This is a genomic window from Kitasatospora sp. NPDC087861 (assembly GCF_044742585.1).
GTDB lineage: Bacteria > Actinomycetota > Actinomycetes > Streptomycetales > Streptomycetaceae > Kitasatospora.
The window spans coordinates 75,753-97,396 of sequence record NZ_JBIUUS010000026.1 but is presented as its reverse complement, the minus strand read 5'-3'; the positions used below and the strand labels follow the sequence as shown (position 1 = coordinate 97,396).

At 72.6% G+C, this 21,644-nt stretch carries 19 protein-coding genes; 6 read left to right on the top strand and 13 right to left on the bottom strand.

What is annotated here, in order from left to right:
- Nucleotides 1-138: 138 nt before the first annotated feature.
- The 4 genes from ACIOJE_RS30460 to ACIOJE_RS30445 all read right to left on the bottom strand — a co-directional run bounded on the left by ACIOJE_RS30460 (nt 139) and on the right by ACIOJE_RS30445 (nt 4,131).
- Nucleotides 139-603 carry a hypothetical protein gene (locus ACIOJE_RS30460; protein ID WP_400780570.1) on the bottom strand — a complete coding sequence of 155 codons (465 nt, stop codon included), beginning with the start codon at nt 601-603 and terminating at the stop codon, nt 139-141.
- A 262-nt stretch (nt 604-865) separates the two neighbouring features.
- Nucleotides 866-2,275 carry a uracil-xanthine permease family protein gene (locus tag ACIOJE_RS30455; RefSeq protein ID WP_400780602.1) on the bottom strand — a complete coding sequence of 470 codons (1,410 nt, stop codon included), beginning with the start codon at nt 2,273-2,275 and terminating at the stop codon, nt 866-868.
- A 152-nt stretch (nt 2,276-2,427) separates the two neighbouring features.
- On the bottom strand, nt 2,428-3,408 hold the full coding sequence (locus ACIOJE_RS30450) for an ArsR/SmtB family transcription factor (RefSeq protein WP_400780567.1): 981 nt from the start codon (nt 3,406-3,408) through the stop codon (nt 2,428-2,430).
- Nucleotides 3,409-3,522: 114 nt separating this feature from the next.
- Nucleotides 3,523-4,131, bottom strand: a complete 609-nt coding sequence (locus tag ACIOJE_RS30445; RefSeq protein WP_400780565.1) for an RICIN domain-containing protein — start codon at nt 4,129-4,131, stop codon at nt 3,523-3,525.
- A gap of 270 nt (nt 4,132-4,401) precedes the next feature.
- Between ACIOJE_RS30445 and ACIOJE_RS30440 the strand changes: the two genes are divergently transcribed.
- A complete protein-coding gene (locus ACIOJE_RS30440) occupies nt 4,402-6,735 on the top strand; it encodes an ATP-binding protein (protein ID WP_400780562.1) in 2,334 nt (777 codons plus the stop codon).
- Between the two features lie 275 nt (nt 6,736-7,010).
- Nucleotides 7,011-7,376, top strand: a complete 366-nt coding sequence (locus tag ACIOJE_RS30435) for a hypothetical protein (RefSeq protein WP_280683315.1) — start codon at nt 7,011-7,013, stop codon at nt 7,374-7,376.
- A gap of 93 nt (nt 7,377-7,469) precedes the next feature.
- On the opposite strand, the gene ACIOJE_RS30430 is transcribed toward ACIOJE_RS30435, so the two are convergent.
- Nucleotides 7,470-8,612 carry a serine hydrolase domain-containing protein gene (locus ACIOJE_RS30430; protein WP_400780558.1) on the bottom strand — a complete coding sequence of 381 codons (1,143 nt, stop codon included), beginning with the start codon at nt 8,610-8,612 and terminating at the stop codon, nt 7,470-7,472.
- A 265-nt stretch (nt 8,613-8,877) separates the two neighbouring features.
- Here ACIOJE_RS30430 and ACIOJE_RS30425 point away from each other — a divergent pair, with 265 nt between their 5' ends.
- Both ACIOJE_RS30425 and ACIOJE_RS30420 read left to right on the top strand, forming a co-directional pair.
- Nucleotides 8,878-9,654 carry a MerR family transcriptional regulator gene (locus ACIOJE_RS30425; protein ID WP_400780555.1) on the top strand — a complete coding sequence of 259 codons (777 nt, stop codon included), beginning with the start codon at nt 8,878-8,880 and terminating at the stop codon, nt 9,652-9,654.
- A gap of 111 nt (nt 9,655-9,765) precedes the next feature.
- On the top strand, nt 9,766-10,869 hold the full coding sequence (locus tag ACIOJE_RS30420) for a hypothetical protein (RefSeq protein WP_280683309.1): 1,104 nt from the start codon (nt 9,766-9,768) through the stop codon (nt 10,867-10,869).
- A 119-nt stretch (nt 10,870-10,988) separates the two neighbouring features.
- Here the strand turns inward: ACIOJE_RS30420 and ACIOJE_RS30415 are convergent, their stop codons facing one another.
- The 6 genes from ACIOJE_RS30415 to ACIOJE_RS30390 form a co-directional block, all read right to left on the bottom strand.
- Nucleotides 10,989-11,888 (bottom strand): Gfo/Idh/MocA family protein, encoded by a 900-nt coding sequence (locus ACIOJE_RS30415; RefSeq protein ID WP_400780551.1) that lies wholly within the window; start codon nt 11,886-11,888, stop codon nt 10,989-10,991.
- Between the two features lie 32 nt (nt 11,889-11,920).
- Nucleotides 11,921-12,589, bottom strand: coding sequence for an O-methyltransferase (locus tag ACIOJE_RS30410; protein ID WP_400780550.1), 669 nt, complete (start codon nt 12,587-12,589; stop codon nt 11,921-11,923).
- An 89-nt stretch (nt 12,590-12,678) separates the two neighbouring features.
- Nucleotides 12,679-13,344 carry a DedA family protein gene (locus ACIOJE_RS30405; protein ID WP_280683304.1) on the bottom strand — a complete coding sequence of 222 codons (666 nt, stop codon included), beginning with the start codon at nt 13,342-13,344 and terminating at the stop codon, nt 12,679-12,681.
- A 201-nt stretch (nt 13,345-13,545) separates the two neighbouring features.
- Nucleotides 13,546-14,358, bottom strand: a complete 813-nt coding sequence (locus ACIOJE_RS30400) for a class I SAM-dependent methyltransferase (protein WP_400780548.1) — start codon at nt 14,356-14,358, stop codon at nt 13,546-13,548.
- A 181-nt stretch (nt 14,359-14,539) separates the two neighbouring features.
- Nucleotides 14,540-15,334: a spermidine synthase gene (locus tag ACIOJE_RS30395; protein ID WP_400780599.1), complete on the bottom strand. Its 795-nt coding sequence runs from the start codon at nt 15,332-15,334 to the stop codon at nt 14,540-14,542.
- A 53-nt stretch (nt 15,335-15,387) separates the two neighbouring features.
- Nucleotides 15,388-16,374: an alpha/beta hydrolase gene (locus ACIOJE_RS30390; RefSeq protein WP_400780545.1), complete on the bottom strand. Its 987-nt coding sequence runs from the start codon at nt 16,372-16,374 to the stop codon at nt 15,388-15,390.
- Nucleotides 16,375-16,647: 273 nt separating this feature from the next.
- Here ACIOJE_RS30390 and ACIOJE_RS30385 point away from each other — a divergent pair, with 273 nt between their 5' ends.
- Nucleotides 16,648-18,060, top strand: a complete 1,413-nt coding sequence (locus tag ACIOJE_RS30385) for a selenium-binding protein SBP56-related protein (RefSeq protein ID WP_400780542.1) — start codon at nt 16,648-16,650, stop codon at nt 18,058-18,060.
- Here the strand turns inward: ACIOJE_RS30385 and ACIOJE_RS30380 are convergent.
- Entirely contained in the window at nt 18,051-19,259 is a 1,209-nt protein-coding gene (locus ACIOJE_RS30380) for a globin domain-containing protein (RefSeq protein WP_400780539.1), read from the bottom strand. The genes ACIOJE_RS30385 and ACIOJE_RS30380 overlap by 10 nt on opposite strands.
- A 79-nt stretch (nt 19,260-19,338) precedes the next feature.
- The gene (locus ACIOJE_RS30375) at nt 19,339-20,286 is read right to left on the bottom strand and encodes a helix-turn-helix domain-containing protein (RefSeq protein ID WP_400780536.1); all 948 of its coding nucleotides are present in this window, start codon (nt 20,284-20,286) and stop codon (nt 19,339-19,341) included.
- Nucleotides 20,287-20,481: 195 nt separating this feature from the next.
- On the opposite strand from ACIOJE_RS30375, the gene ACIOJE_RS30370 reads away from it, so the two are divergent.
- Nucleotides 20,482-21,567 carry an NAD(P)-dependent alcohol dehydrogenase gene (locus tag ACIOJE_RS30370; RefSeq protein ID WP_280683439.1) on the top strand — a complete coding sequence of 362 codons (1,086 nt, stop codon included), beginning with the start codon at nt 20,482-20,484 and terminating at the stop codon, nt 21,565-21,567.
- Nucleotides 21,568-21,644: the final 77 nt, after the last annotated feature.

Below are 21,644 nucleotides of genomic sequence, written 5' to 3'. Positions count from 1 at the left end.
CTCGGTGCTTCGAGAGACGGGCCGTAGTCATTTTTGGATCCGGCGCGAGCACGGTCCGGAGGGGCCCACCAGGGCCTCCGCACAGTTGCGAGCAGGAGTCGGGCCCCAGCTTCCTGCCGGGGAAGCCAGGGGCAGCCGCTACTCGGAGGACGGTGCGTTGTCGGTCAGACCGCCCGCCATCGCCATGCGATCGAGCTCGTCCTTCCGGGGCGATCCAACCATGAGCGTATTGAACGCCTCCATGCCTAGGTGCAGAAGCATGAAAGCGATGTACGGCGACATCGCCGCAGAATCGGGCGCCGTACCGAAGTGAGGCTCCTCGAACAGTGCGACGGTGTCCTGGCCGGAGTCGTCGAAGAAGGCCCGGGATCCTGTGGTCGTGGGGTGCGAGAACGGGGTCTCGCTCAGCCACACCGGCGCGAGGTTCTCGTCGAGCCGGTCGAGGAGCGGCTGCATGTTCAGGAAGACGTTCGTCGCGTTGCCTGGGATGACGGCGTCCTCGACGGAGTCGGCCGAGGCCGCGACCTGGCCGTCGTACTCGAAGCCGGAGGCATCGACTGCCTTCCGCAGGCGTCCGTGCGAGTTCTGGCAGCCCTTGTTCATGGAGTCGACCGCACCGCCGCGCTCCGGTCCACACGCACGTGAAGAGACCGCTCAACACGATCAGGAACGTCATCAACCGGTTCAACCCGAAGATCCACAGAGCGGCCGGCGGACACCGAGAGCGTCATAGACCCGACCGTAGCCGCGGCGCACCCGATCGGGTCGCTGACGGCGCGGATCAAGACCTCCAGAGAGCTGCCGCCGGCCGGAGCCGGTCGGCGGCAGCCGCTACCCGTCGCTGCGCCGCGGCGCAGCGCGGCGGTCAGCCGGTGGGACGACCCGGGTCGCCGTCGGCCCCGGCTTCCGCGTCGTACGAGGACGTGCCGGAGTCCAGCAGCGGCTCCTGCATCTTGAGGTGCGCGGGGGCCAGTGCCCGCAGCGCGTGGTAGCCGGTGATGACGACCAGCGTGCCCAGCGCGATGCCGCTGATGGTGAAGGTGTCGGTGAACTTCATGCTGACGTTGCCGACGCCGATGATGATGCCCGCGGCGGCCGGCACCAGGTTCAACGGATTGCGCAGGTCCACCCCGGACTTGGTCCAGATCTGCGCGCCGAGCAGGCCGATCATGCCGTACAGGATGACGGTGATGCCGCCGAGCACCCCGCCGGGGATCGCGGCCACGACCGCGCCGAACTTCGGGCAGAGGCCGAAGAGGAGCGCGAAGCCCGCTGCCGCCCAGTAGGCGGCGGTCGAGTAGACCCGGGTGGCGGCCATCACGCCGATGTTCTCGGAGTACGTCGTGTTCGGCGGGCCGCCGACCGCGGTCGAGAGCATGGAGGCGACGCCGTCCGCGGAGATCGCCGCGCCCAGCTTGTCGTCCAGCGGGTCGCCGGTCATCTCGCCGACGGCCTTGACGTGCCCGGCGTTCTCCGCGACCAGCGCGATCACCACGGGCAGCGCGACCAGGATCGCGGACCACTGGAAGGTCGGGCCGTGGAAGGAGGGCAGACCGATCCAGTCCGCCTTGCCCACGCCCGACAGGTCCAGGCGCCAGTGGTCGGTGAGCTTGCCGCTCGCGTCCACCGAGTGGATCCTCCCGAAGATCCGGTCGAACGCCCAGGAGATCCCGTACCCGAAGACCAGCCCCAGGAAGATCGCGACGCGCGACCAGAAGCCGCGCAGGCACACCACGGCCAGCCCCGTGAAGAGCATCACCAGCAGCGCCGTCCACTGATCCTGCGGCCAGTACGTCGACGCGGTCACGGGGGCGAGGTTGAACCCGATCAGCATGACGACCGCGCCGGTCACGATCGGCGGCATCGCCGCGTGGATGATGCGCGCCCCGAACCGCTGGACCATCAGGCCCACGAGGAACAGCGCCACGCCCACCACGAACACCGCGCCGGTCACCGTCGCGCTGGTGCCGCCCTGCGCCCGGATCACCGCGGCGACGCCCACGAAGGAGAGCGAGCAGCCGAGATAGCTGGGCACCCGGCCGCGGGTGGCCAGCAGGAAGATCACGGTCGCGACGCCGGACATCATGATCGCGAGGTTCGGGTCGAGCCCCATCAGCACGGGCGCCACGAAACTCGCGCCGAACATGGCCACCACGTGCTGGGCGCCGAGCCCTACCGTACGGGGCCAGGAGAGCCGTTCGTCGGGGCGGACGACCGCCCCCGGCGCGGGCGTGCGCCCGTCACCGTGCAGCTTCCAGCGCACGCCGAGATCCATGGTGAGGTTTCGCTTTCTCTGTACGTTCAAGAACTTCCGGACCATTGTCAGGGGTGCCAGGCGCTCCTACGTCCACACGCCCCGCTCGGGGGCCACCTCGGCGTCACCGGTCGGCGCGGCGCGGTGCTCGTCCTCGGCGTCGGGGCGAGCCGTCAGAGCGGGTTGGCCGTGAGCAGGCCGGTCCCGAGGGGGGTGAGGGCGTGGACGACACACTGTCCGTCGCGGATCGACGTGATCATTCCGGCCGCGCGCAGGGTGGCGGTGTGCTGGGAAGCGGCGGGGGCGCTCACTCCGAGGCGGACGGCTAGCTCGGTGGTGGTGCATCCCGCGCCGATCGCCCGCAGCGCGGCGGCTTTCCCTTTGCCGATGAGCGCGGTCAGGCCGTCGACCGCGGGGGGCGGCGGCTGGACGGCCTCGGAGGCGGTGTAGGCGAACAGGGGCTGCTGCCACGGGCTGGCGATCGACGGGGAGATCATGCCGCCGAGGAACAGGTTGGGGGACAACACGAATCCGGCCGCGGCGCTGCGCTTCAGGTGCTCCGGGACGGTCGGGGCGGTGCCCTGGAGGGTGAGCTGGAAGCGCGTGGGGTCGCTGAACGCCTGGTGGACGTCGGCCAGCATCCTTCCCGTCCCCTGATCTCCGAGGGTGCCCCGGCGCATGCTGATGTCGGCGTTGAGCCGCTTGACCATGTCGGGCCAGTCGTCGGCCAGACAGGCGCGGTAGAGGGCGTGGACGGCCTGGATCAGACGGTTCACCTGTGCGGAGCCACCGTCCAACAGCTGCGCCACCGGTCTCGGGGTGGGACCCAACTCGGCGTACCGGCACAGCTCACCGTGCACCTGCTCCGCGCTGACCGCGCTGATCACGTCCAGTTCGTCGGCGATCGACACACCGCCCGGGACCAGTGGTATCGGGGGCGTCAGGAAGTCCGGGAGGTACAGCGGATGGGCCGCGACCAGCTCGATCAGCGGTAGGGCCCGGCCGGGCACACGGGAGCGGACCGAGCGCCACCACCGCCGGGCCGGCAGCGGAGCCCCGCTGTCCTGTTGGAGCCCGATCACCAGGTGCTGGATCGGCGAGATCGCGAACCGCACGTTGGCCAAGTCCCGTGCCCCGAACGCCACTACAGCCACTCGCACTGCTTGCCGCCCCCTCGGTCCGCTTGATCACCCTGCGCCCTGCGAGCGGCACCGGCCTCCCCCGTCCTGGGACGGGGGAGGCCGGTGCCGTGTGCCGTGTGCCGTGGGTCAGGTCTGGTCGAGGACGGTCCAGCCCTGGTAGCCGGAATCCTGGGAGGGACCGTTACAGGGATAGCCGCGGGTGCCCACGTTGGAGACGTCGAGGCACATGTCCGTGTTGTCCTCCTCCCAGCGGCCGCTCTTCAGGACCGACTCGTAGGCGCCGGCCGCGGTGTAGCGGTTGACCATGGCCCACTGCTGGAAGCCCGAGTTGAAGCTGGGGCCGTTGCACTCGTAGGTCCGCAGGCCGAAGTGGTTGCCGTCGTTGGAGTAGTCCAGGCACCGACCGGTGGCCAGGTTCATGAGCTGCGCCCAGCCGTTGGCGTACTCGGTGACCTTCCACTTCTGCCAGGCCATGCCGTTGCAGGTGAAGGCGCGCAGGTTGTCGGTGCCGTCGCCGTTGTTGGAGTCGTCCAGGCAGGAGTCACCGGCGTCGGGCGACCAGGACACGAAGGTGTAGGTGTGCGCGGACATCCAGTAGTAGGCCCTGGTGCTGGCGCTGGCGTGGGCCGTCCCGAGGTCGGCGGTCCCGGCGTCGGCGGTCCCGACGTTGGCCATGCCGAGGCCGGCGGCCAGGGCTACGGCGGTGGCTGCGGAGCCGAGGGTACGGAGCTTCAACGGAGGTCCTCTTTCTCGTGTGGCCGAGCCGAGGCTCACGGCGAGATGAGCACGTGGCCCGGTCAGAGGTGATCGGCTGGTGCTTCGGTCATCCCGTCCGTGCGTGCGCTGATCGCACGTGAAGTGGCGGGTCCATGCTGCCCGCGGCGGTCGGCTGAAGTCCTGTTTCCCACACAACCCCACACACCCCGGCAGCTCGCTCGTAGACTCAGGCTGTCAGGAACACGGCACCACGGGTCGGGGGACAACGTGAGTGAGCAGCGGAGCCGTATGCCGGACCCCGGCAACGCGGCCGATCTGACGGAGTTCATCGGCATGCTCGGGGAGTTGCGCGCGTGGGCGGGGATGCCGTCCTACCGGTCGCTGGCCAAGCAGGCCGGACCGTTCATGAGGCCAGCGCGCGTCGTCTCGCCCTTCACCGTCGTGGACGCCTTCAAGCCCGGGCGCCGCCGCCTGGACCTCGACCTCGTGGTGGCGATCGTACGGGCGCTCGGGCTGGAGGGGGCCGAGGCCGCCCAGTGGCGGGATGCCTGTCTGCGGGTCCATCGCGGGGCGCGGACCCGCGGCCCGAACGGGGTGCCGCGACAACTGCCTGCCGCGGCGCGGCATTTCACCGGGCGAACCCGCGAGCTCCAGGAGCTCGACGAGCTGCTGGGCGATCGGATTCCCAGCTGCGGCGCGGTCGTGATCTCGGCGATCGCCGGCACCGCCGGAGTGGGCAAGACCTCCTTGGCCGTGCACTTCGCACACCGGGTCGCCCACCGCTTCCCCGACGGCCAGCTCTTCGCCAACCTGCGCGGCTTCGACCCCGCCGGACCCCCGACCGAGCCCGCGAACGTGGCCCGCGGCTTCCTGGACGCGCTCGGCGTTCCGGCCCCACGCATCCCCACCGACCCGGACGGACGACTCGCGCTCTACCGCAGCCGTCTCGCCGGCACCCGGACACTGATCGTCCTCGACAACGCCCGCGAGGCAGCACAGGTCCGCCCGCTGCTCCCCGGCTCGGACACCTGCCTCGTTCTGGTCACCAGCCGAAACCGGATGCCCGGCCTCGTCGCCCTCGACGGCGCCGTCCCGCTCGCCCTCGACGTGCTCTCCCGCGAGGAGGCCCGCGAACTGCTCGCCCGCCGCATGGGTCCCGAGGCCGTACTGGGCCAACCGGACGTGGCCGACGAGCTGATCGATCTGTGCGCCCGGCTGCCGCTGGCCCTGAACATCGCCGCCGCACGTGCGGCCGAGCGCGCCGACACCCCGCTGAGCACCTGGACCCGCGAACTGCACGACACCCGCGCCCGCTTGGACCTGCTGTCGGCCGACGACAGCCAGGCCGACGTCCGGGCGGTGCTCTCCTGGTCCTACCACGCCCTCGCCCCGCAGGCCGCCCGCCTGTTCCGCCTGCTCGGTCTGCACCCGGGTCCGCGCATCAGCGCAGCGGCGGCCGCGAGCCTCGCGGGCCTGCCGCTCGCCGAGACCCGCCGCCTGCTGGACGAACTCCATCGCGCCCATCTGATCACCGCGGTGGACCGGGACTGGTACACCTTCCACGACCTGCTGCGCGCCTACGCCGCCGAGCTGGTCGCCACCGACTCCACGAGCACGCAGGCCGAGGCGGCACGGCGGATGCTCGACCACTACCTCTGCACCGCGCACCGGGCCGGTTCCCTCGCCTACGCCGACGACGCCTCGTGGCATCCGCTCGACCTCCCGGCGCCGGCCGTCGGGGTGACGCCCGAGGTTCTCACCGACCGCGGGCAGGCCCTCGCCTGGTACCAGGACGAACAGTCCGTGGTCGAGCAGCTCGTCTCGTGGGCCCACCGGGCGGGGTACGACGATCACGCCTGGCAGCTCGCCGCCGCGCAGGTGTCCTACCTGCAGAAGTCGGGGCTGTGGCAGCAGTGGCAGCAGGTCAGCGAGACCGCACTGGGAGCCGCTGAGCGCGCTGCGGACCTCGCCCGGCAGGCACACGCGCACCGCTGGCTCGGCCAGGTGCACCGTTCTCAGGGCCGCCAACCCCAAGCCCACCTCGAACTGCGCCTCGCCTGCGACCTGTTCGGCACCCTCGGGGAGCTGACGTGTCAGGGAAAGACCCAGCTCGACATCGCCATCACCCACGGTGAGGAACACGCTTACGCAGAGGCGGTGGCCGAGGCCCACCGGGCACTGACACTGTTCGAGTCCACCGGGGACTCCTCCGGACAGGCCCTCGCCCTCAACCTCGTCAGCTGGTACCTGACGCGACTCGGCCGGGCCCGCGAGGCCCTTCCGTACGGCCTACGCGCCCTGGAACTCGCGCGCAGCTGCGGCAGCCTGCCCGCCCAGTCCTCCATCTGGGACAGCATCGGCTACATCCACCACCACCTCGGCGAGTACGAGCAGGCGCTCCCCGCGTACCACGAGTCACTGCGCCTGCGCCAAGCCGCCGGGGACTACTTCCTCCAGGCCGAGATTCACACCCACATCGGCGACGCCCACCTCGCGCTCGGCGACACCGAGGCCGCCCGGCACGCCTGGACCCAGAGCCTCGCCATCCTCGAACACCTGCAGCATCGCGACGCCGACGCCGTACGCGCCCGTCTGGACACGAACACCGCCCGACAACCGTGACCGGGACACGGTCCGCGCGGGCGAACCGGGCCGCGTCCACGGGCTGTCCTGTTCAACCGGGTCCAAGGGCTGTCCTGTTTAAGGCGAGAGCTTCATGGCTGTCCTGTGCGCGGGAGAGAGGAACACCATGGGCCGCAGACGCCACCGCGACGGACGCCGTGCCCCTGCGGCCGAGCCTCCTCGGCGGCGCCAGCACCTCCACACCGGGCCGACACCCGGTGTCACGACGCCCCGGCGCCGAGTCCGGGGCCAGACCGAGTAATTGGGGGAGCTCCATGCGACTCACCAGGACGACGAAGCGCGCAGTGGCCGTCACCTTCGCGGCTGCCGCGCTCGGATTGGGTGCCACAACCTCGGCCTACGCGGCCGAGGGCACCTGGACCGTCACCAACGGCGGCGGCTGCCAAGCGCTGGAGAAGGTCCAGCTCATGAGCGGCCACGACTACATGGCGAACGACCCGATCGCCAACAGCGGCGGCTGTTCCTTCGGCATCTACAGCTGGAACACCTCCAGCTGGGTGTACGGACCGACCGGCAGCGGCGCCCAGTCGCCCTGGATCTACGACGGCCCGGGCAACAGCCTGTCCGCCTGCGTGTGGTCGTCGGGCAACCCGAACTGGGTGTGCGGCCCGGCCAACTGAGCAGGGTGCGGTGACGGAACAGTAGCCATCGGCGAGGCGGGAGCGGCCCCGGGTCCGCGCCCGCCTCGCTTGCCCGTCGGAGGTCCGGGGTGCTCAGTCCGTCGGCTGGGCCAGCCCGGTCTGCCCGCCGCAGAACACCTCCGTGACGAGCCGCTGCTTCACCTTCTCGAACACCGCGGCCAGGGCGGCCCAGCCGAGCTCGGCGCCCCCGAAGGTCAGCGAGCCGGTCAGGGTCCTACGGCCGTCGGGCGTGCTGTACATCAGCGACGCCCAGCCCCAGAAGCCGCCGTTGTGCTGGAGGATGGTGCCACCGCCGTCCGTCTCCTCCACGAACACCCCCAGCCCGTAGCCCATCTTGGGGTGCGGCGTGCACATCTCGGCCAGCAGCGGGGCCGGCAGGAGCCTGCCGCTCATCAGCGCGGAGAAGAACGTGTGGAGGTCCCGGCTGGTCGAGATCATGTCGCCGGCCGAGGAGATCCAGGAGGGGTTGAAGCGGGTGGTGTCGATCACCTTCCACCGGCCGGCGTCCTCGAACCCGTAGTAGCCGTGGGCGTGCGGCCGGGGGATCTCCGGCGAGGCGCCCGGCAGCACGGTGCCGGTCAGCCCGAGCGGACCCAGGATCAGCCGCTGCATCTCCTCGGCGCAGGAGCGGCCGGTGGCCTTCTCCACCAGCAGCCCGGCCAGCACGTAGTTGGTGTTGGAGTAGTTCCAGTCCGCCCCTGGCTCGAACCGCGCCGGCTTGGCCAGCGCCAGCCGCACCAGCTCCTCCGGCCGGTAGGTGCGGAACTGATTGTCCGCCCACTCCTTGCCCACCCCGGGGACTCCGCCGGGCACGACCGTTCCGTCCTCGTAGACCTCGCCGGTGAAGCTGAACAACCCGCTGGTGTGCTGGAGCAGCATCCGCACCGTGATCCGGCGGTCGAGGCCGAACTCGGGCAGGTAGTCGTCCGCCGGGGCGTCCAACCCGATCCTGCCCTCGGCGACCAGTTGCAGCACCAGGGTCGCGATGAAGGTCTTGGTGATGCTGCCGATCCGGAAGTGCCCGTCGGTCGGCGGCTTCGCGGCCTCGCCCAGCTTGCGCACCCCGGCGGCGCCGACCCACTGCCCCTGCTCGTCGTGCACGCGCACCTGCACCCCGGCGAAACCGGAATCGACGATCTCCTGGAGGGCCTTCCGCAGCTCGGGGCGATCCGGCGCGGCAGCAGTGTTCTCGATGGTGTGGAGGAAGTCCCCCATGGTCGTTTCCTATCTCGCGACGGTGGGTGTTCGGCACGGCTCGGAAGCGCCACGGTGGCCCTGGCGGCCACCGACCCCTTCGCGGCGGCCATGGGATGAGCGTGCACGTTGACCCAAGGTCAAGGTCAACCCCGGCTGCCGGCCTCGGCGACCAGGGTGATGAGCTCCGAACGGATGCGCGCTACCCTCACCCCTGTGATCGCCCGCAACCCGCACCTCCAGGCAAGCGCGAAGGCCGCCCACGATCCGGAGGTGCGCTGAACCGATGGCGACCGGGCTCACGATCGGTCAGGCGGCCGCGTTCGCCGGTGTCACGATCAAGACGGTGCGGCACTACCACCGGCTCGGTCTGGTCCAGGAGCCGGAACGCGACGGTTCCGGCTACCGGCGTTACCGGTCGACCGACCTGCTGCGGCTGGTCCAGGCCCGGACCCTGGCCGGGGCGGGCGTGCCACTGGCCGAGATCGGTGACCTGCTCGACGCCGATCCCGAGCGGTTCGCCGCCGCCCTGGACGACGTCCATCGCCGGCTCACCGAACGGATCGAGGACCTGGTCGCGCGCCGCGACACGCTGCACCGGCTCACCCGAGGTGACCGGGCCCTGCTGCCCGACCGGGCCTGCGCGGTCCTGGACCGGCTCGCCGACCTCGACTTCAGCCCCGACTACGTGGCCACTCAGCGGGAGGCCCTGGTGCTGGCCCAGGCGCTGGTCCCGGAGGTCTTCGACCCCTTCCTGACCCAGCTCGAACACTGGCTCGACGACCCCGAATGGATCGAGCTGACCAAGCGGGGCTGGGCCGCGATGTCCTGGGACCCCGACGACCCACGGATCGACGGGCTGGCGTCCGCGCTGGCCGCCAAGCTGCTGGCGAACCGCGCACTGCTGACGATGCCGAACGGGTCTCAGGACCAGTCCGACACCGCCTCCCGGTACGGACTGGTGAACCACCACCGGGAAGAGCAGTCGCCGTCCATCGCCCGGTTGAACGCCCTGGTCGAGGCGAAGCTGCGCGCGGCCGGCATCGACGTCCCGCGTCAATGACGGCCGCCCGGCTCCCCGGAAGCCGCCGCCGACCGGGGCCGGTCGGCGCCGGCCCGCCCGTCGAGGGTGCCCGATGCCTCATCTCCCCCGCGCGCCCGACAGAATGACGCCATGAGGATGATCCACACCCTGGCCGGCGTGCTGCTGCTGATCGTCGTCGTCGGCAGCATCCTGCGCACCCTGGTCGTCCCGCGCGGGCTGTACTCGGCGCTGGTCCACCGGCTCTGGCGGGCCCTGCGGACAGCGCTGCGCTGGTCCGCCCTGCCCTTCGACACCTACCGCGCGCAGGACCGGGTCCAGACCTGGCTGGCCCCGCTCATCCTGGTCGGGATGCTCGCGGTGTGGCTGGGCGGCATGCTCGTCGCCTACACCCTGCTCCTGCACGGCACCTCGGACCTGAACTGGTCGGTGTCCTTCCGCGAGGCCGGGTCCAGCCTCTTCACCCTCGGCTTCGCCAGCGGCGAGCGGCTCCACCTGTCCGTGATCGACTTCCTGGCCGCCGCCACCGGCCCGCTCGTGATCGCCCTGCAGATCGCCTACCTGCCGACGCTGTACGCCGCCTACCAGCGCCGCGAGACCGAGGTCACCCTCCTGCAGTCCCGGGCCGGCGAGCCCGCCTGGGGCCCCGAACTGCTCGCCCGGCAGTCCCTGGTCGACACCGAGACCGCCCTCCCCCAGCTCTACCGGGACTGGGAGCGGCTGGCCGCCGACATCGGCGAGAGCCACTCCAACTACCCCGTGCTGCTCTCCTTCCGCTCCCCGCAGCCCAACCGCAGCTGGGTGGTCGGCCTGATCGCGGTGATGGACGCGGCCGCCCTCCACCTCGCCCTCTGCCCCCGCTCGGCCCCGCCCGAGGCCCGGCTGCTCCTGCGCGCGGGCTTCACCGCGATGCGCGACATCGGCCGCTCGCTGCGCGTGGACTTCGACCCGGACCCGGACCCGGACGTCCCGATCCGCCTGACCTACACCGAGTACATCGGCGCCGTCGCCATGATCACCGCCGCCGGCTTCCCCCGCGAGCGCGCGGTCGAGGAGGCCTGGCCGCACTTCCACGGCTGGCGGGTCAACTACGAGACCGTGGCGTACGAACTCGCCCGCCGCAGCGACGCCGTCCCCGCCCTGTGGACCGGCCCGCGCGACTTCCGCGCCCCCGTCATCCCCCCGGCCCGCCCCACCGACCGCCGCCCGTCGAACCCGCCCCACCCCACCCTTTGAGATCCTCGTGGTCTCCGCCAGGAGAGGCCCCGCCTTCCCCCGGGAGTATCACCTTTGGTGCGTGCAGCGGGCGGCGGGCGTGGAAATCGCCGTGGCGATAAGCGAGGCATGACGCAGGCTCAGACCTCCACCGGCGCGCCGGTGGCCAGCGAGCGCTCGGCGCCGGCGAGGATCTCGACCACCCGCAGGCCGAAGTCGGCCCCGCAGGGGTGCGGTTCGCCGGTGCCGGCCGAGGTCTGCAGGGCGTCCAGCGCCCGGTGCAGGGCGGCGATCGGGCCCTCGCCGCGCTCGGGCAGGTGGGCCACGCCGTGCTCGCCGCGCAGCTCCATGCCGGTGCCGCCGGCCGCGACCGGCGCGGTCAGGCTGAGCGCGAGGGTGCTGGACGCGCCGGCGGCGTGCCGCACCACCAGGTGCACGGTGTCCAGCGGGCCGGCCACCGCCGTCACCTGCGTCACGTCGCCCAGCACCGGCAGCAGCACCGACAGCGCGTGCGGGCCGACGTCCCACAGTGCGCCCTTCTCCTGCCGCCACGGCGAGGCCGCGTACGGGCTGGCGCTGCCGGGGGCGAACACCGAGCCGAGCCAGTCCGAGCGGCCGGTGAACCAGCCGCCCAGCGCCGCCTGCCGCTCGATCCACGGGATCTGGTCGCCGCCGAAGCGGACGGTGAAGAAGACCACCGAGGCGACCTCGTGGGCCCGGACGGCCTCGGCCACCGCGCGCGCGTCCGGCACGGTCAGCGCCACCGGTTTGTCCAGCAGCAGGTGGCACCCCGCCTGCGCGGCCCGCACCGCGAGGCCCGCCTGCACGGTCGGCGGCAGCGCGATCGAGACCGCGTCCACCTCGTCGAGCAGCCGGTCGAGGTCCGCGTACCCGGGGACCCCGTGCGCCTCGCCGAGCGCCGCGGCCGCCTCCGGCCGACGGGCCCAGACGCCCGTGAACTCCAGCCCGGGGTGCGCGGTCAGCACGGGCGCGTGCACCCGCTCCGCCCAGGGGCCGGTGCCCAGCAGTCCGATCCGCACGATGTCTCCGTTCGTTCTTGTCGTTCTGTGGTTCAGCTCTGGACGCGGGCCAGCGTGAAGCCGTCGTAGCCCTTGCTGCCGACCGTCTGCACCGAGGTCGCGGTGACCCTCGGCTCGGCGGCGATCAGCTCGTGCAGCACGCGGGTGCCGACGACCGCCGGGTCGGTGCTGTCCGCGTCCGCGACGGCGCCGCCGCGCACCACGTTGTCGACGATGATCAGCGAGCCCGGCCGGGTCAGCTGGAGCGCCCGCCGGAAGTACTCGGGGTTGCTGGGCTTGTCGGCGTCGATGAAGACCAGGTCGAAGGGCTCCACGCCCTGCTCCACCAGCGCGGCCAGCGAGTCGGCGGCGCGGCCGAGCCGCACCTCGGCGACCTTGTCCAGCCCGGCCCGCGCCAGATTCCCGCGGGCGACCTCGGCGTGCTTCGGGTCGATCTCCAGGGTGATCAGGGTGCCGTCCGCGGGCAGCGCCCGGGCCAGCCAGATCGCGCTGTAGCCGCCGAGCGTGCCGACCTCCAGGATCCGCCGGGCGCCCTGGGTCAGCGCCAGCAGGTGCAGCAGCTTGCCCTGGTTGGGGGCGACGGCGATCTCCGGCAGTCCGGCCGCGTCGGCGGCGACCGCCGCCTCCTCCAGGGCCGGATCGTGCCCGACCAGCTGCTCGGAGAAGTACGCGTCCACGGCGTCCCACGTCGACTGGGTCATCGGGCCCTCCAGTGTGCAAGATCGGCAGGTACCCGCCGATGCTACTCCGGGGGCCCGACACCCCCTCCGCGGTCAGGCCCTACGATCCGTCACTCCGCGACCGGCGCCTTGGCGGCAGCAGCGGCAGCAGCCGCCTCCTCCGCCTCGATCTTGGCGTGCGTCTTGGCCGCCCGACGCTTCATCACCCACGCCGAGAGGCCGCCGACCAGCACCGCCGCGGCCAGGCCCGCCCAGGAGAACCGGGACAGCCACGGCTCGATGCTCTTGCCGACCTTGTAGACCAGCAGCGTCGTCCCGCCGGCCCAGACCACGCCGCCCAGCACGTTGGCGACCAGGAACTTCCAGTACGGCATCTTCAGCGCGCCCGCGAGCGGCCCGGCGAAGATGCGCAGCAGGGCGATGAACCGGCCGAAGAAGACCGCCCACATCCCCCACTTCTGGAAGGAGCGCTCGGCGGTGGCCAGGTGGGACGGCCCGAAGTGCTTGGGGAACTTCCGCCCGAGCTTCTCGAACAGCGGCTTGCCGCCCTTGCGCCCGATCGAGTAGCCGATCGAGTCGCCGATGATCGCTCCGAGGATCGCGCACACCGCGACCCCCATCGGGCTCACCACACCCTTGACCGCCATCAGGGAGGCCGTGACCAGCGCGATCTCGCCGGGCAGCGGGATGCCCAGCGACTCCACCCCGATGATCAGGGCGACCAGGGCGTACACCGCGGTCGGTGGGACGCTCTCGATCCAGGCGTCGATGTGCAAGGCCAGTACCTCCGTGGCAGGACGGGACCGGCGCGGCCCTCAGCGGTGCCGCACGCCGATCCCGGCAGTTGTCCGATGGCGGCAACGCGGCCGCTTCCCCATCAGGGCAGCCTAACGTGCCGGGTGGCCTGTCCCCCGGCCGATCACCCGTGGTTACGACGTGCGGCGCCCCGCCGTGGTTCCAGCCCGACCAGGCTTTCCTCAAGATTCGGCAAAGAGCAGTGCGACCACGGACGGCCGCCCCTTCGCCCGGCGCACGAAGGGCAGCAGGGCACGCACCAGGCCCCGCCCGCCCTCCGGGTACACCTCGCGGGCCTCGCTCACCGCCGGGTGGGCGGTGAGCAGCTTGCCGCGCTCGTCCGCGTCCATGCCGAACGGCATCGGCGGCGCCTGGTAGTGCCGGTCGCGCAGCTTGCCCCGGACGGACCGGTCGCTGAACCAGCGCGGCACCGCGTCCAGGACGAGCGAGGCGCCGGGGAAGCGCTCGGCGCAGGCCGCGATCAGCGCGCGCACCTCGTCCGGCTGCAGGTACATCAGCAGCCCCTCGGCGCAGATGATCACCCCGCGGCCCGGGTCCACCTCCTCCATCCAGGCCGGGTCGGTGGCCGAACAGGCGAGGATCCGGTGCCGCTCGTCCGGCGGGAGCAGCCGCTCCCGCAGCGCGGCGGTCTCCGGCAGGTCCACCGACAGCCAGTCGGCCCGGCCGTTGTCGACCCGCCAGGCCTGGGTCTCCAGGCCGTCCCCGAGGCCGACCACGGTGCCGCGCGGGCACCGGGCGAGGAAGTCCGCCACCTCGCGGTCGAAGCAGGCCGCGCGCAGCGCCTGCAGCTGGCTGACCAGCGCGCCCTGCCCGAAGCGCTCCGCGAACGGGAAGTCGATCCGGTCGACCAGCTCGACCGCCTTCGGATCCTCCAGCACCGTGTCCGGCCGACGTGCCTCCACCGCCCGGTGCCACAGCGTCCACAAGGCCGTCTCCGGCACCTGCGCCAACTCCGGCCGCTCCCCACCGCTCATCGCTCACTCCCTCGGACGTGCTCCGCGCTCCGGCCTGAACCCGCCGATTCTGACACCCCGGACGTGGGGAGGCTCGGGGCGACGCGCGGACCTGCGGACGACCGCCGCGGCGCCGCCGGGACCGGCCGGGCGGCCCGGACGAGCGGCCCGGACGGCCCGGCCCCGTCGACCGGCGTGCGGCTCAGCCGATGCTGAAGGCGCCGTCCGGCGGGGGTGGGGAGTCGGTGGCGTCGGCGTCCGTGACGGGGGCGGTCCGGCCGACCAGCGCCGTCAGGTCGGCGCCCTCGGTGAGCCGGGCCGGGAAGATGTCGCCGGCCAGCAGCCGGGTCAGCTCGGCCACCGGCAGCGGCGCCGTCGAACCGGCCAGCAGGATGTTGCCGTACCGGCGGCCGCGCAGCACCGGGGCCTCGGCGACCAGGCAGGTGTACGGGAACACCGCGCCGACCGTCGCCGCCTGCGCCCGGGCGAAGGCGAGCGGCGGGCCGTCCGCCAGGTTGGCGGCGTAGCAGCCGCCGGGCCGCAGGGCGGCCGCGGCCAGCCGCAGGAACTCCACCGAGGTCAGGTGCGCCGGGGTGCGCGAGCCGTGGAAGACGTCCGCTATCACCAGGTCCTGGGAGCCGGCCGGGGTCTCGGCCAGGGCCGCGCGGGCGTCGCCGACGGTCGCGGTGATGTCCGCGCCCGGCCCCTGCCAGGGCAACTGCTCGGCGACCAGGTCGAGGAGCGGCCCGTCCACCTCGACCACCCGCTGGCGGGAGCCGGGGCGGGTGGCGGCGAGGTAGCGGGGCAGGGTGAGCGCGCCGCCGCCGAGGTGCAGCGCGTCCAGCGGCCGCCCGGCGGGGGCGAGGGCGTCGGCGAGGTGGCCGAGCCGCCGGGTGTACTCGAACTCCAGGTGGGTCGGGTCGGCGAGGTCGACGTAGGACTGCGGGGTGCCGTCCAGGGTGAGCAGCCAGCCGCCGTCCCGGTCGAGGTCCGGCATCAGCTTGGCGAAGCCGAGGTCGGTCCGCCGACCGACCGGCACCGGCTCGTTCGTCACGCCTTCTCCTCCACCGGCTGCTCCCCCACCGACGCGACGTCCAGGTAGGCGGCGAGCCAGCGGTCGAGTTCGGCGAAGACCTGGGTGCGGGCGGCCTCGCCGGAGAGGACCAGGTCGTGCATGCCGCCCTCGATCCGGACGATGGTGACGTGCCGGCCCAGCCGGGGGCCCTGGTCGGCGATGTCGTCGGCGCGCAGCACGGCGTCGGCGTGGTGCAGGGCGTTGTGCCACTTGGTGGTGGCGATCGACCTGGTGGAGGCCATCAGCAGCACCGGCACGTCGATCCCGAGCCCCTGCCGCAGCCGCCGGTGCCCCTGGTGGATGGCGGCCAGCCAGCCCGCGAACAGCGGGAAGCCCTCGGCGGGCTTGAGGGTGAGGTCGAAGTCCCACTCGCCCTTGTGGTCCTTGTGCAGGCTGTGCGTGTAGTGCGGGTTGAGCGTCGACGGCAGCACCCGGGTCGGCGCCAGCCGCCCGATCGCGATCACCGCCGGGCCGCCGACCGTCCGGACGGCGGGCGCGGCCGGCATGGACAGGAACGGGCTGTTCAGGAACAGCCCGTCCACCAGGCCCCGCCCCGATCGCCGCCCGGCCCACAGCGCCCCGATCAGCCCGCCGGTGGAGTGCCCGTTCAGCAGCAGCTGCCGGTGCCCGTCCACCTCCCGGATGATCCGCACCGCCTCGTCGATCTCCTCGTCGTACTCGGCGAGGTCCCGGACGAAGTTCGGCGACTGGTGCGGGCGCAGCGAGCGGCCGTACTTGCGCAGGTCCAGGGCGTAGAAGGAGAACCCGAGCGCGGCGAAGTGGTCGGCGAGGTTGGTCTGGAAGAAGTAGTCGTTGTACCCGTGGATGTACAGCACGGCCCGCTCCGCCCCCGGCACCACCCGCCGCACCAGCGTCGCGCAGACCTCCCCCTCCTCGTCCGCCCGCAGGGTCAGCTCGGCCGCCTCGTAGGGGGCACCCAGGACGTCTTCCCGAAACTCCATCTGCGCCGCACCCGTTCTCTGCTCTGCCCGCCGACCTGGCAGGCGACCACCGTTCCGAGCCACGACCATACCGGCCGGTAGCCCCGCACTGCGCGGCGGCGTCCGCCTCCGGGGCACATCGGGCCGGTTCCGGGTGGGGCGGGGCTGCGCGGGGGGCCGGTCCGCGCGCACCCCGGCCGCTCCCCGTGCGCCTGCTGTGCGCCGGTGGTCGTGTGGAACGCTTCCCGGACAGATCCGACTCCGGTTGTCACGCAGGCGAGTTGAGGAGAACACATGCCGCAGGCCGGCCAGAGCCACACCGATCCGTCGCTGTACCGTTCGGCCGCTGAGGCGATCGCGGCGCCGCCGGAGCGGCTGGCGTACGTCGCCGGGTTCGACCGGGCCGGGGAGCGGCCGGACGCGCTGCTCACGGTGGACACCGACCCGGCCTCGGCGAGCTACGGGAAGGTGGTGAACTTCGCCGAACTTCCCACCTTGGGCGACGAGTTGCACCACTTCGGGTGGAACGCCTGCTCCAGTGCCCTCGCGCACGCCTGCCACGAGAACCCGGAGCGGCGGTATCTGCTGCTGCCGGGGTTGCGGTCGTCGCGGCTGCATGTGATGGACACCAGGCCCGACCCGGTGCGGCCGCGCCTGGTGAAGACCGTCGAGGCGGAGGAGCTGGCGGCCAAGGCCGGGTACTCGCGGCCGCACACGCTGCACTGCGGGCCGGACGGGGTGTTCCTGTCCTGCCTGGGCAGCGGGGACGGCACCGACGGCCCGGGCGGGGTGGCGCTGCTGGACCACACCACCTTCGAAGTGCTGCGCCCCTGGGAGACCGAGCGCGGTCCGCAGCACTTCGCGTACGACGTCTGGTGGCACCTGGGCACCAACGTCGGCGTGACCAGCGAGTGGGGCACCCCGCGGATGGTCGAGGACGGGGTGGTGCCGGAGCTGCTGCTGGGCCGCAAGTACGGGCACGCGCTGCACTTCTGGGAGCTGGACTCGGGGCGCCACCTCCAGCGCGTCGACCTCGGCGACCAGTACCAGATGGTGCTGGAGCTGCGCCCGGCGCACGATCCGCAGGCGGAGTGGGGCTTCGCCGGGGTGGTGACCAACGTCGAGGACCTGTCCTCCTCGGTCTGGCTCTGGTACCGGGAGGGACCGGCGTTCACCGCGCGCAAGGTGATCGAGATCCCCGCCGAACCGGCCAAGGCCGAGGATCTGCCGCCCGCGCTGCAGCCGTTCGGCGCGGTGCCGCCGCTGGTCACGGACATCAACCTGTCGGTGGACGACCGCTGGCTGTACGTGTCCGCCTGGGGCACCGGCGAGTTGTTCCAGTACGACGTCTCGGACCCGTTCCACCCCCGCCTCGCCGACTCGGTGCGCCTGGGCGGCGTCACCGCGCGCACCCCGCACCCGGCCGAGCCGGGGCGCCCGTTGAGCGGCGCACCGCAGATGGTGGAGATCAGCCGGGACGGGCGGCGGCTCTACCTCACCAACTCCCTCTACGGCGCCTGGGACGACCAGTTCTACCCGGACGGCATCGAGCCGTGGATCGTCAAGCTGGACGCCGACACCGAGGCGGGCGGGCTGCGCATCGACGAGCGCTTCTTCCCGCATGGCGCCGACTTCCGGGGCCTGCGCGTCCACCAGACCCACCTGGCGGGCGGCGACGCCTCCTCGGACTCGTACTGCTACCGGTAGAGCGCCTGGTCGTACCGGACCCGCGCCAACGGCAGCCCGGCCGCGAGGAGTTCGGAGCGGACGGCGGCGACCATGCCGACCGGGCCGCTGATGCAGGCCAGGTGTTCGCGCCAGTCCCCGGCGCCGGCGACCGCGTCGGCAAGCCGCCCGGCGGTGACCGGGGTGAGCGCCAACCAGGGCTTGTGCAGGCCCAGTTCGGCGACGGCCGACCAGTCGTAGAGGTCGGTTCGGTCCCGGGCGCCGACGAACAGGTGCACCCGGCGCCCGGGCGGCCGGTGGGCGGCCTGCTGCTCGATGATGGCCTTCATCGGGGCCAGCCCGGTGCCGCCCGCGACGAGCAGCAGGTCGCGGGGGTCGTCCTCGGGCGGCAGGCCGCCGCGCGGCGGGCCGAGGCGCAGCCGGTCGCCGACGGCGGTGCGCTCGACCAGTGCCGCGCTGACCCCGTCCGGGCCGGTGCGGCGGACGTGGAACTCCAACTCGTTGTCGGTGCGCGGGGCGCAGCCCATCGAGTACTGCCGCCAGGTGTGTGGCAGCCGCGGGTGTTCGACGGTGCCGTACTGCCCCGCCCGGTACGGGTACGGCTCGCCGGTGCGCACCCGCAGCACGGCGAGGTCGGGGCGGCGGCGCTCGTGGCCGGTCACCACGGCGTGCCAGTACGGGGGTTCGGTGAGGGCGGAGTCGGCGCCGGCGGTCATCGCGCCGACGGCGAAGCGCAGCATCCGCACCCAGGCGGCTTCCAGCTCCCCGCTCCACCGCTCGCCGGCCCGGTGCCGGATCGCCGCGCACAGGGCCTCCTCGAAGGCCTCGTAGTGGACCGGCCGTACGCCCAGTTTGCGGTGGTCACGGCCGAGTTGGCGGAGCATCGACTCCAGTTCGGCCGGTCGGTGCAGCTGGTCGATCAGGTGTCGGAAGATCCGCTCCAGGTGGGCCTGCTGGAAGTCCATCGAGGCGGGGAAGAGCGGGCGCAGGTAGGGGCGTTGGCCGAACATGACCGCGTAGAGGTGGTCGATCAGGCCGGCGAGCGGGGAGACCAGGCCCAGGCCGCGTCGGATCACGCGCTGGTCGGCGGCGCCGTCGTAGCCGTCGCTCCCGGTCTCGGCCTCCGACGGCGAGGCGGGGGTGAGGAGTTGGCGCCGCAGTCGCATCGCGTGGTGGCGGGCGATCAGGCGGTCGTACTCGTGTGTGCTGCTGTTGTCCATGACCTGCCCAGTCAACCGCCGTCCGCCGAAACGGTGAAGGGCCGATGGCCCCGGACGCTCCCGGGACCATCGACCCCGCTCAGGCGCCCTGGCCGGCTTGACCGCCCTGGCCGCCCTGAACGGCCTGCCCGGCCCGGGCCACCCCGCCCGTCGAACCGCCCGTCGCCGCGGCCGCCTCGGCGTGGTCGTCAGTGGCCGCCCAGCTGGCCAGCAGGCGCAGGGACTCGGCCGAGCTGGAGCCGGGCTCGGCGTGGTAGGTGACCAGCACCTGGTCGGGCTCCCCCGCCGGGCGCAGCGTCTCGTACTGGAGGCTGAGCCGGCCGACCACCGGGTGGTGCAGCTGCTTGGTGCCGTGGCCCTTGTCCTGGATGCCGTGGGCCGCCCAGAGGCGACGGAAGTCGGCGCTCTTGAGGGAGAGTTCGCCGATCAGCGAGGCGAGCCGGGGGTCGTCGGGGTCGCGTCCGGCGTCCAGCCGCAGCATGCCGACGACGTCGGTGGCCTTGCCCTCCCAGTCCTGGTACAGCTCGTGCGCGGCCGGGTCGAGGAAGACGTGCCAGGCCATGTTGCGCTGCTCGGGCGGCATCGCGGCGAAGTCGCCGAGCAGGGCGGTGCCGAGCCGGTTCCAGCCGATGACGTCCAGCCGCCGGCCGATGACGTACGCGGGCACGCCCTCCATGGCGTCCAGGAGCTGCTGGAGCGCGGGCCGGACACACTGCCGGCGGGCGGCGGCCCGGCCGGGGCGGCGGCGGGCGGGCTTGGTGAGCCGGCCGAGGTGCTCACGCTCGGCGGGGCTGAGCCGCAGGACCCGGGCGATGGCGTCCAGGACGGCGACGGAGACGTTCTCGCCGTGGCCCTGTTCGAGCCGGGTGTAGTAGGCGGTGCTGACACCGGCGAGCTGGGCCAGTTCCTCCCGGCGCAGCCCGGGCACCCGCCGCCGGGTGGTGGTGCCCGGCAGGCCGACGTCCTCGGGCCGCAGCCGGGCGCGGCGGGATCGGAGGAACTCGCTCAGTTCGGTGCGCTGGTCCATGTCTGCAGTATGCGGGGGATCCGCGCGGACAGGGCGGGCCAGGGTGACACTGCCATGCGTACGCTCCCTGGTCGTACGTCCGGTTTCCCTACGCCCGGGGTTCGTACGTCCTGACTTCGTACGAAGACCTCGGGACTGGTTGGCCGCTCCGCGCCGCCGCAGGCTGGAAGCATGACGAACACGACGACGAACGCCATGACGACGAGCACCACCGAGGTCGCCCCCGAGGGCACCACCCGCACGGTCGCCGCCTACGCCGCGGCGCGGCCGGACGCCCCGCTGGAGAAGACCACCATCACCCGCCGGGCGGTGGGCGAGCACGACATCGTGATCGACATCAAGTTCTCCGGCATCTGCCACTCCGACATCCACCAGGTCGGCGAGGACTGGGGCTCCGGCATCTTTCCGATGGTGCCGGGCCACGAGATCGCCGGCGTGGTCCGCGCGGTCGGCCCGGGCGTCACCCGCTGGCAGGTCGGCGACCGGGTCGGGGTCGGCTGCTTCGTCGACTCCTGCCGGGAGTGCGACAACTGCCGGGCCGGCCTGCAGCAGTACTGCACCGGCCAGGGCGGCGCCGTCTTCACCTACAACGGCGTCGGCCACGACGGCCTGCCGACCTACGGCGGCTACTCCTCGGAGCTGGTCGTCGACGAGGGGTACGCGCTGCGCATCCCCGACAACCTGCCGCTGGACGCCGCCGCGCCGCTGCTGTGCGCCGGGATCACCCTGTACTCGCCGCTCGCGCACTGGGGCGCGGGCCCGGGCCGGAAGGTCGCGATCGTGGGCCTCGGCGGGCTCGGCCACATGGGCGTGAAGATCGCCCACGCCATGGGCGCGGAGGTCACGGTGCTCAGCCAGTCGCTGCGCAAGCGGGAGGACGGGCTGAAGCTCGGCGCCGACCACTACCGGGCCACCTCCGACCCGGCCACCTTCACCGAGCTCGCGGGCACCTTCGACCTGATCGTCAACACGGTCTCCGCCGACCTCGACCTGAGCGCCTACCTCGGCCTGCTGCGCACCGACGGCACCCTGGTGCAGGTCGGCGCACCGGAGAAGCCGGTCACGGTGAACGCGCACGCGCTGCTCACCGGCCGCCGCTCGCTGGCCGGCTCGATGATCGGCGGGCTGCCCGGCACCCAGGAGATGCTGGACTTCTGCGGCGAGCACGGCATCACCGCCGAGATCGAGCTGATCCGCGCCGAGCAGATCAACGAGGCCTACCGGCGGGTGCTGGCCGGCGACGTCCGGTTCCGCTTCGTGATCGACGCCGCGACGATCTGATCCCGCAGGTCGGCAGCCGGAGCCCCGACCTCAGCGGCGCCCCGGCGCCCCGTACCCGGCGACGCCCGCCCCCCGGT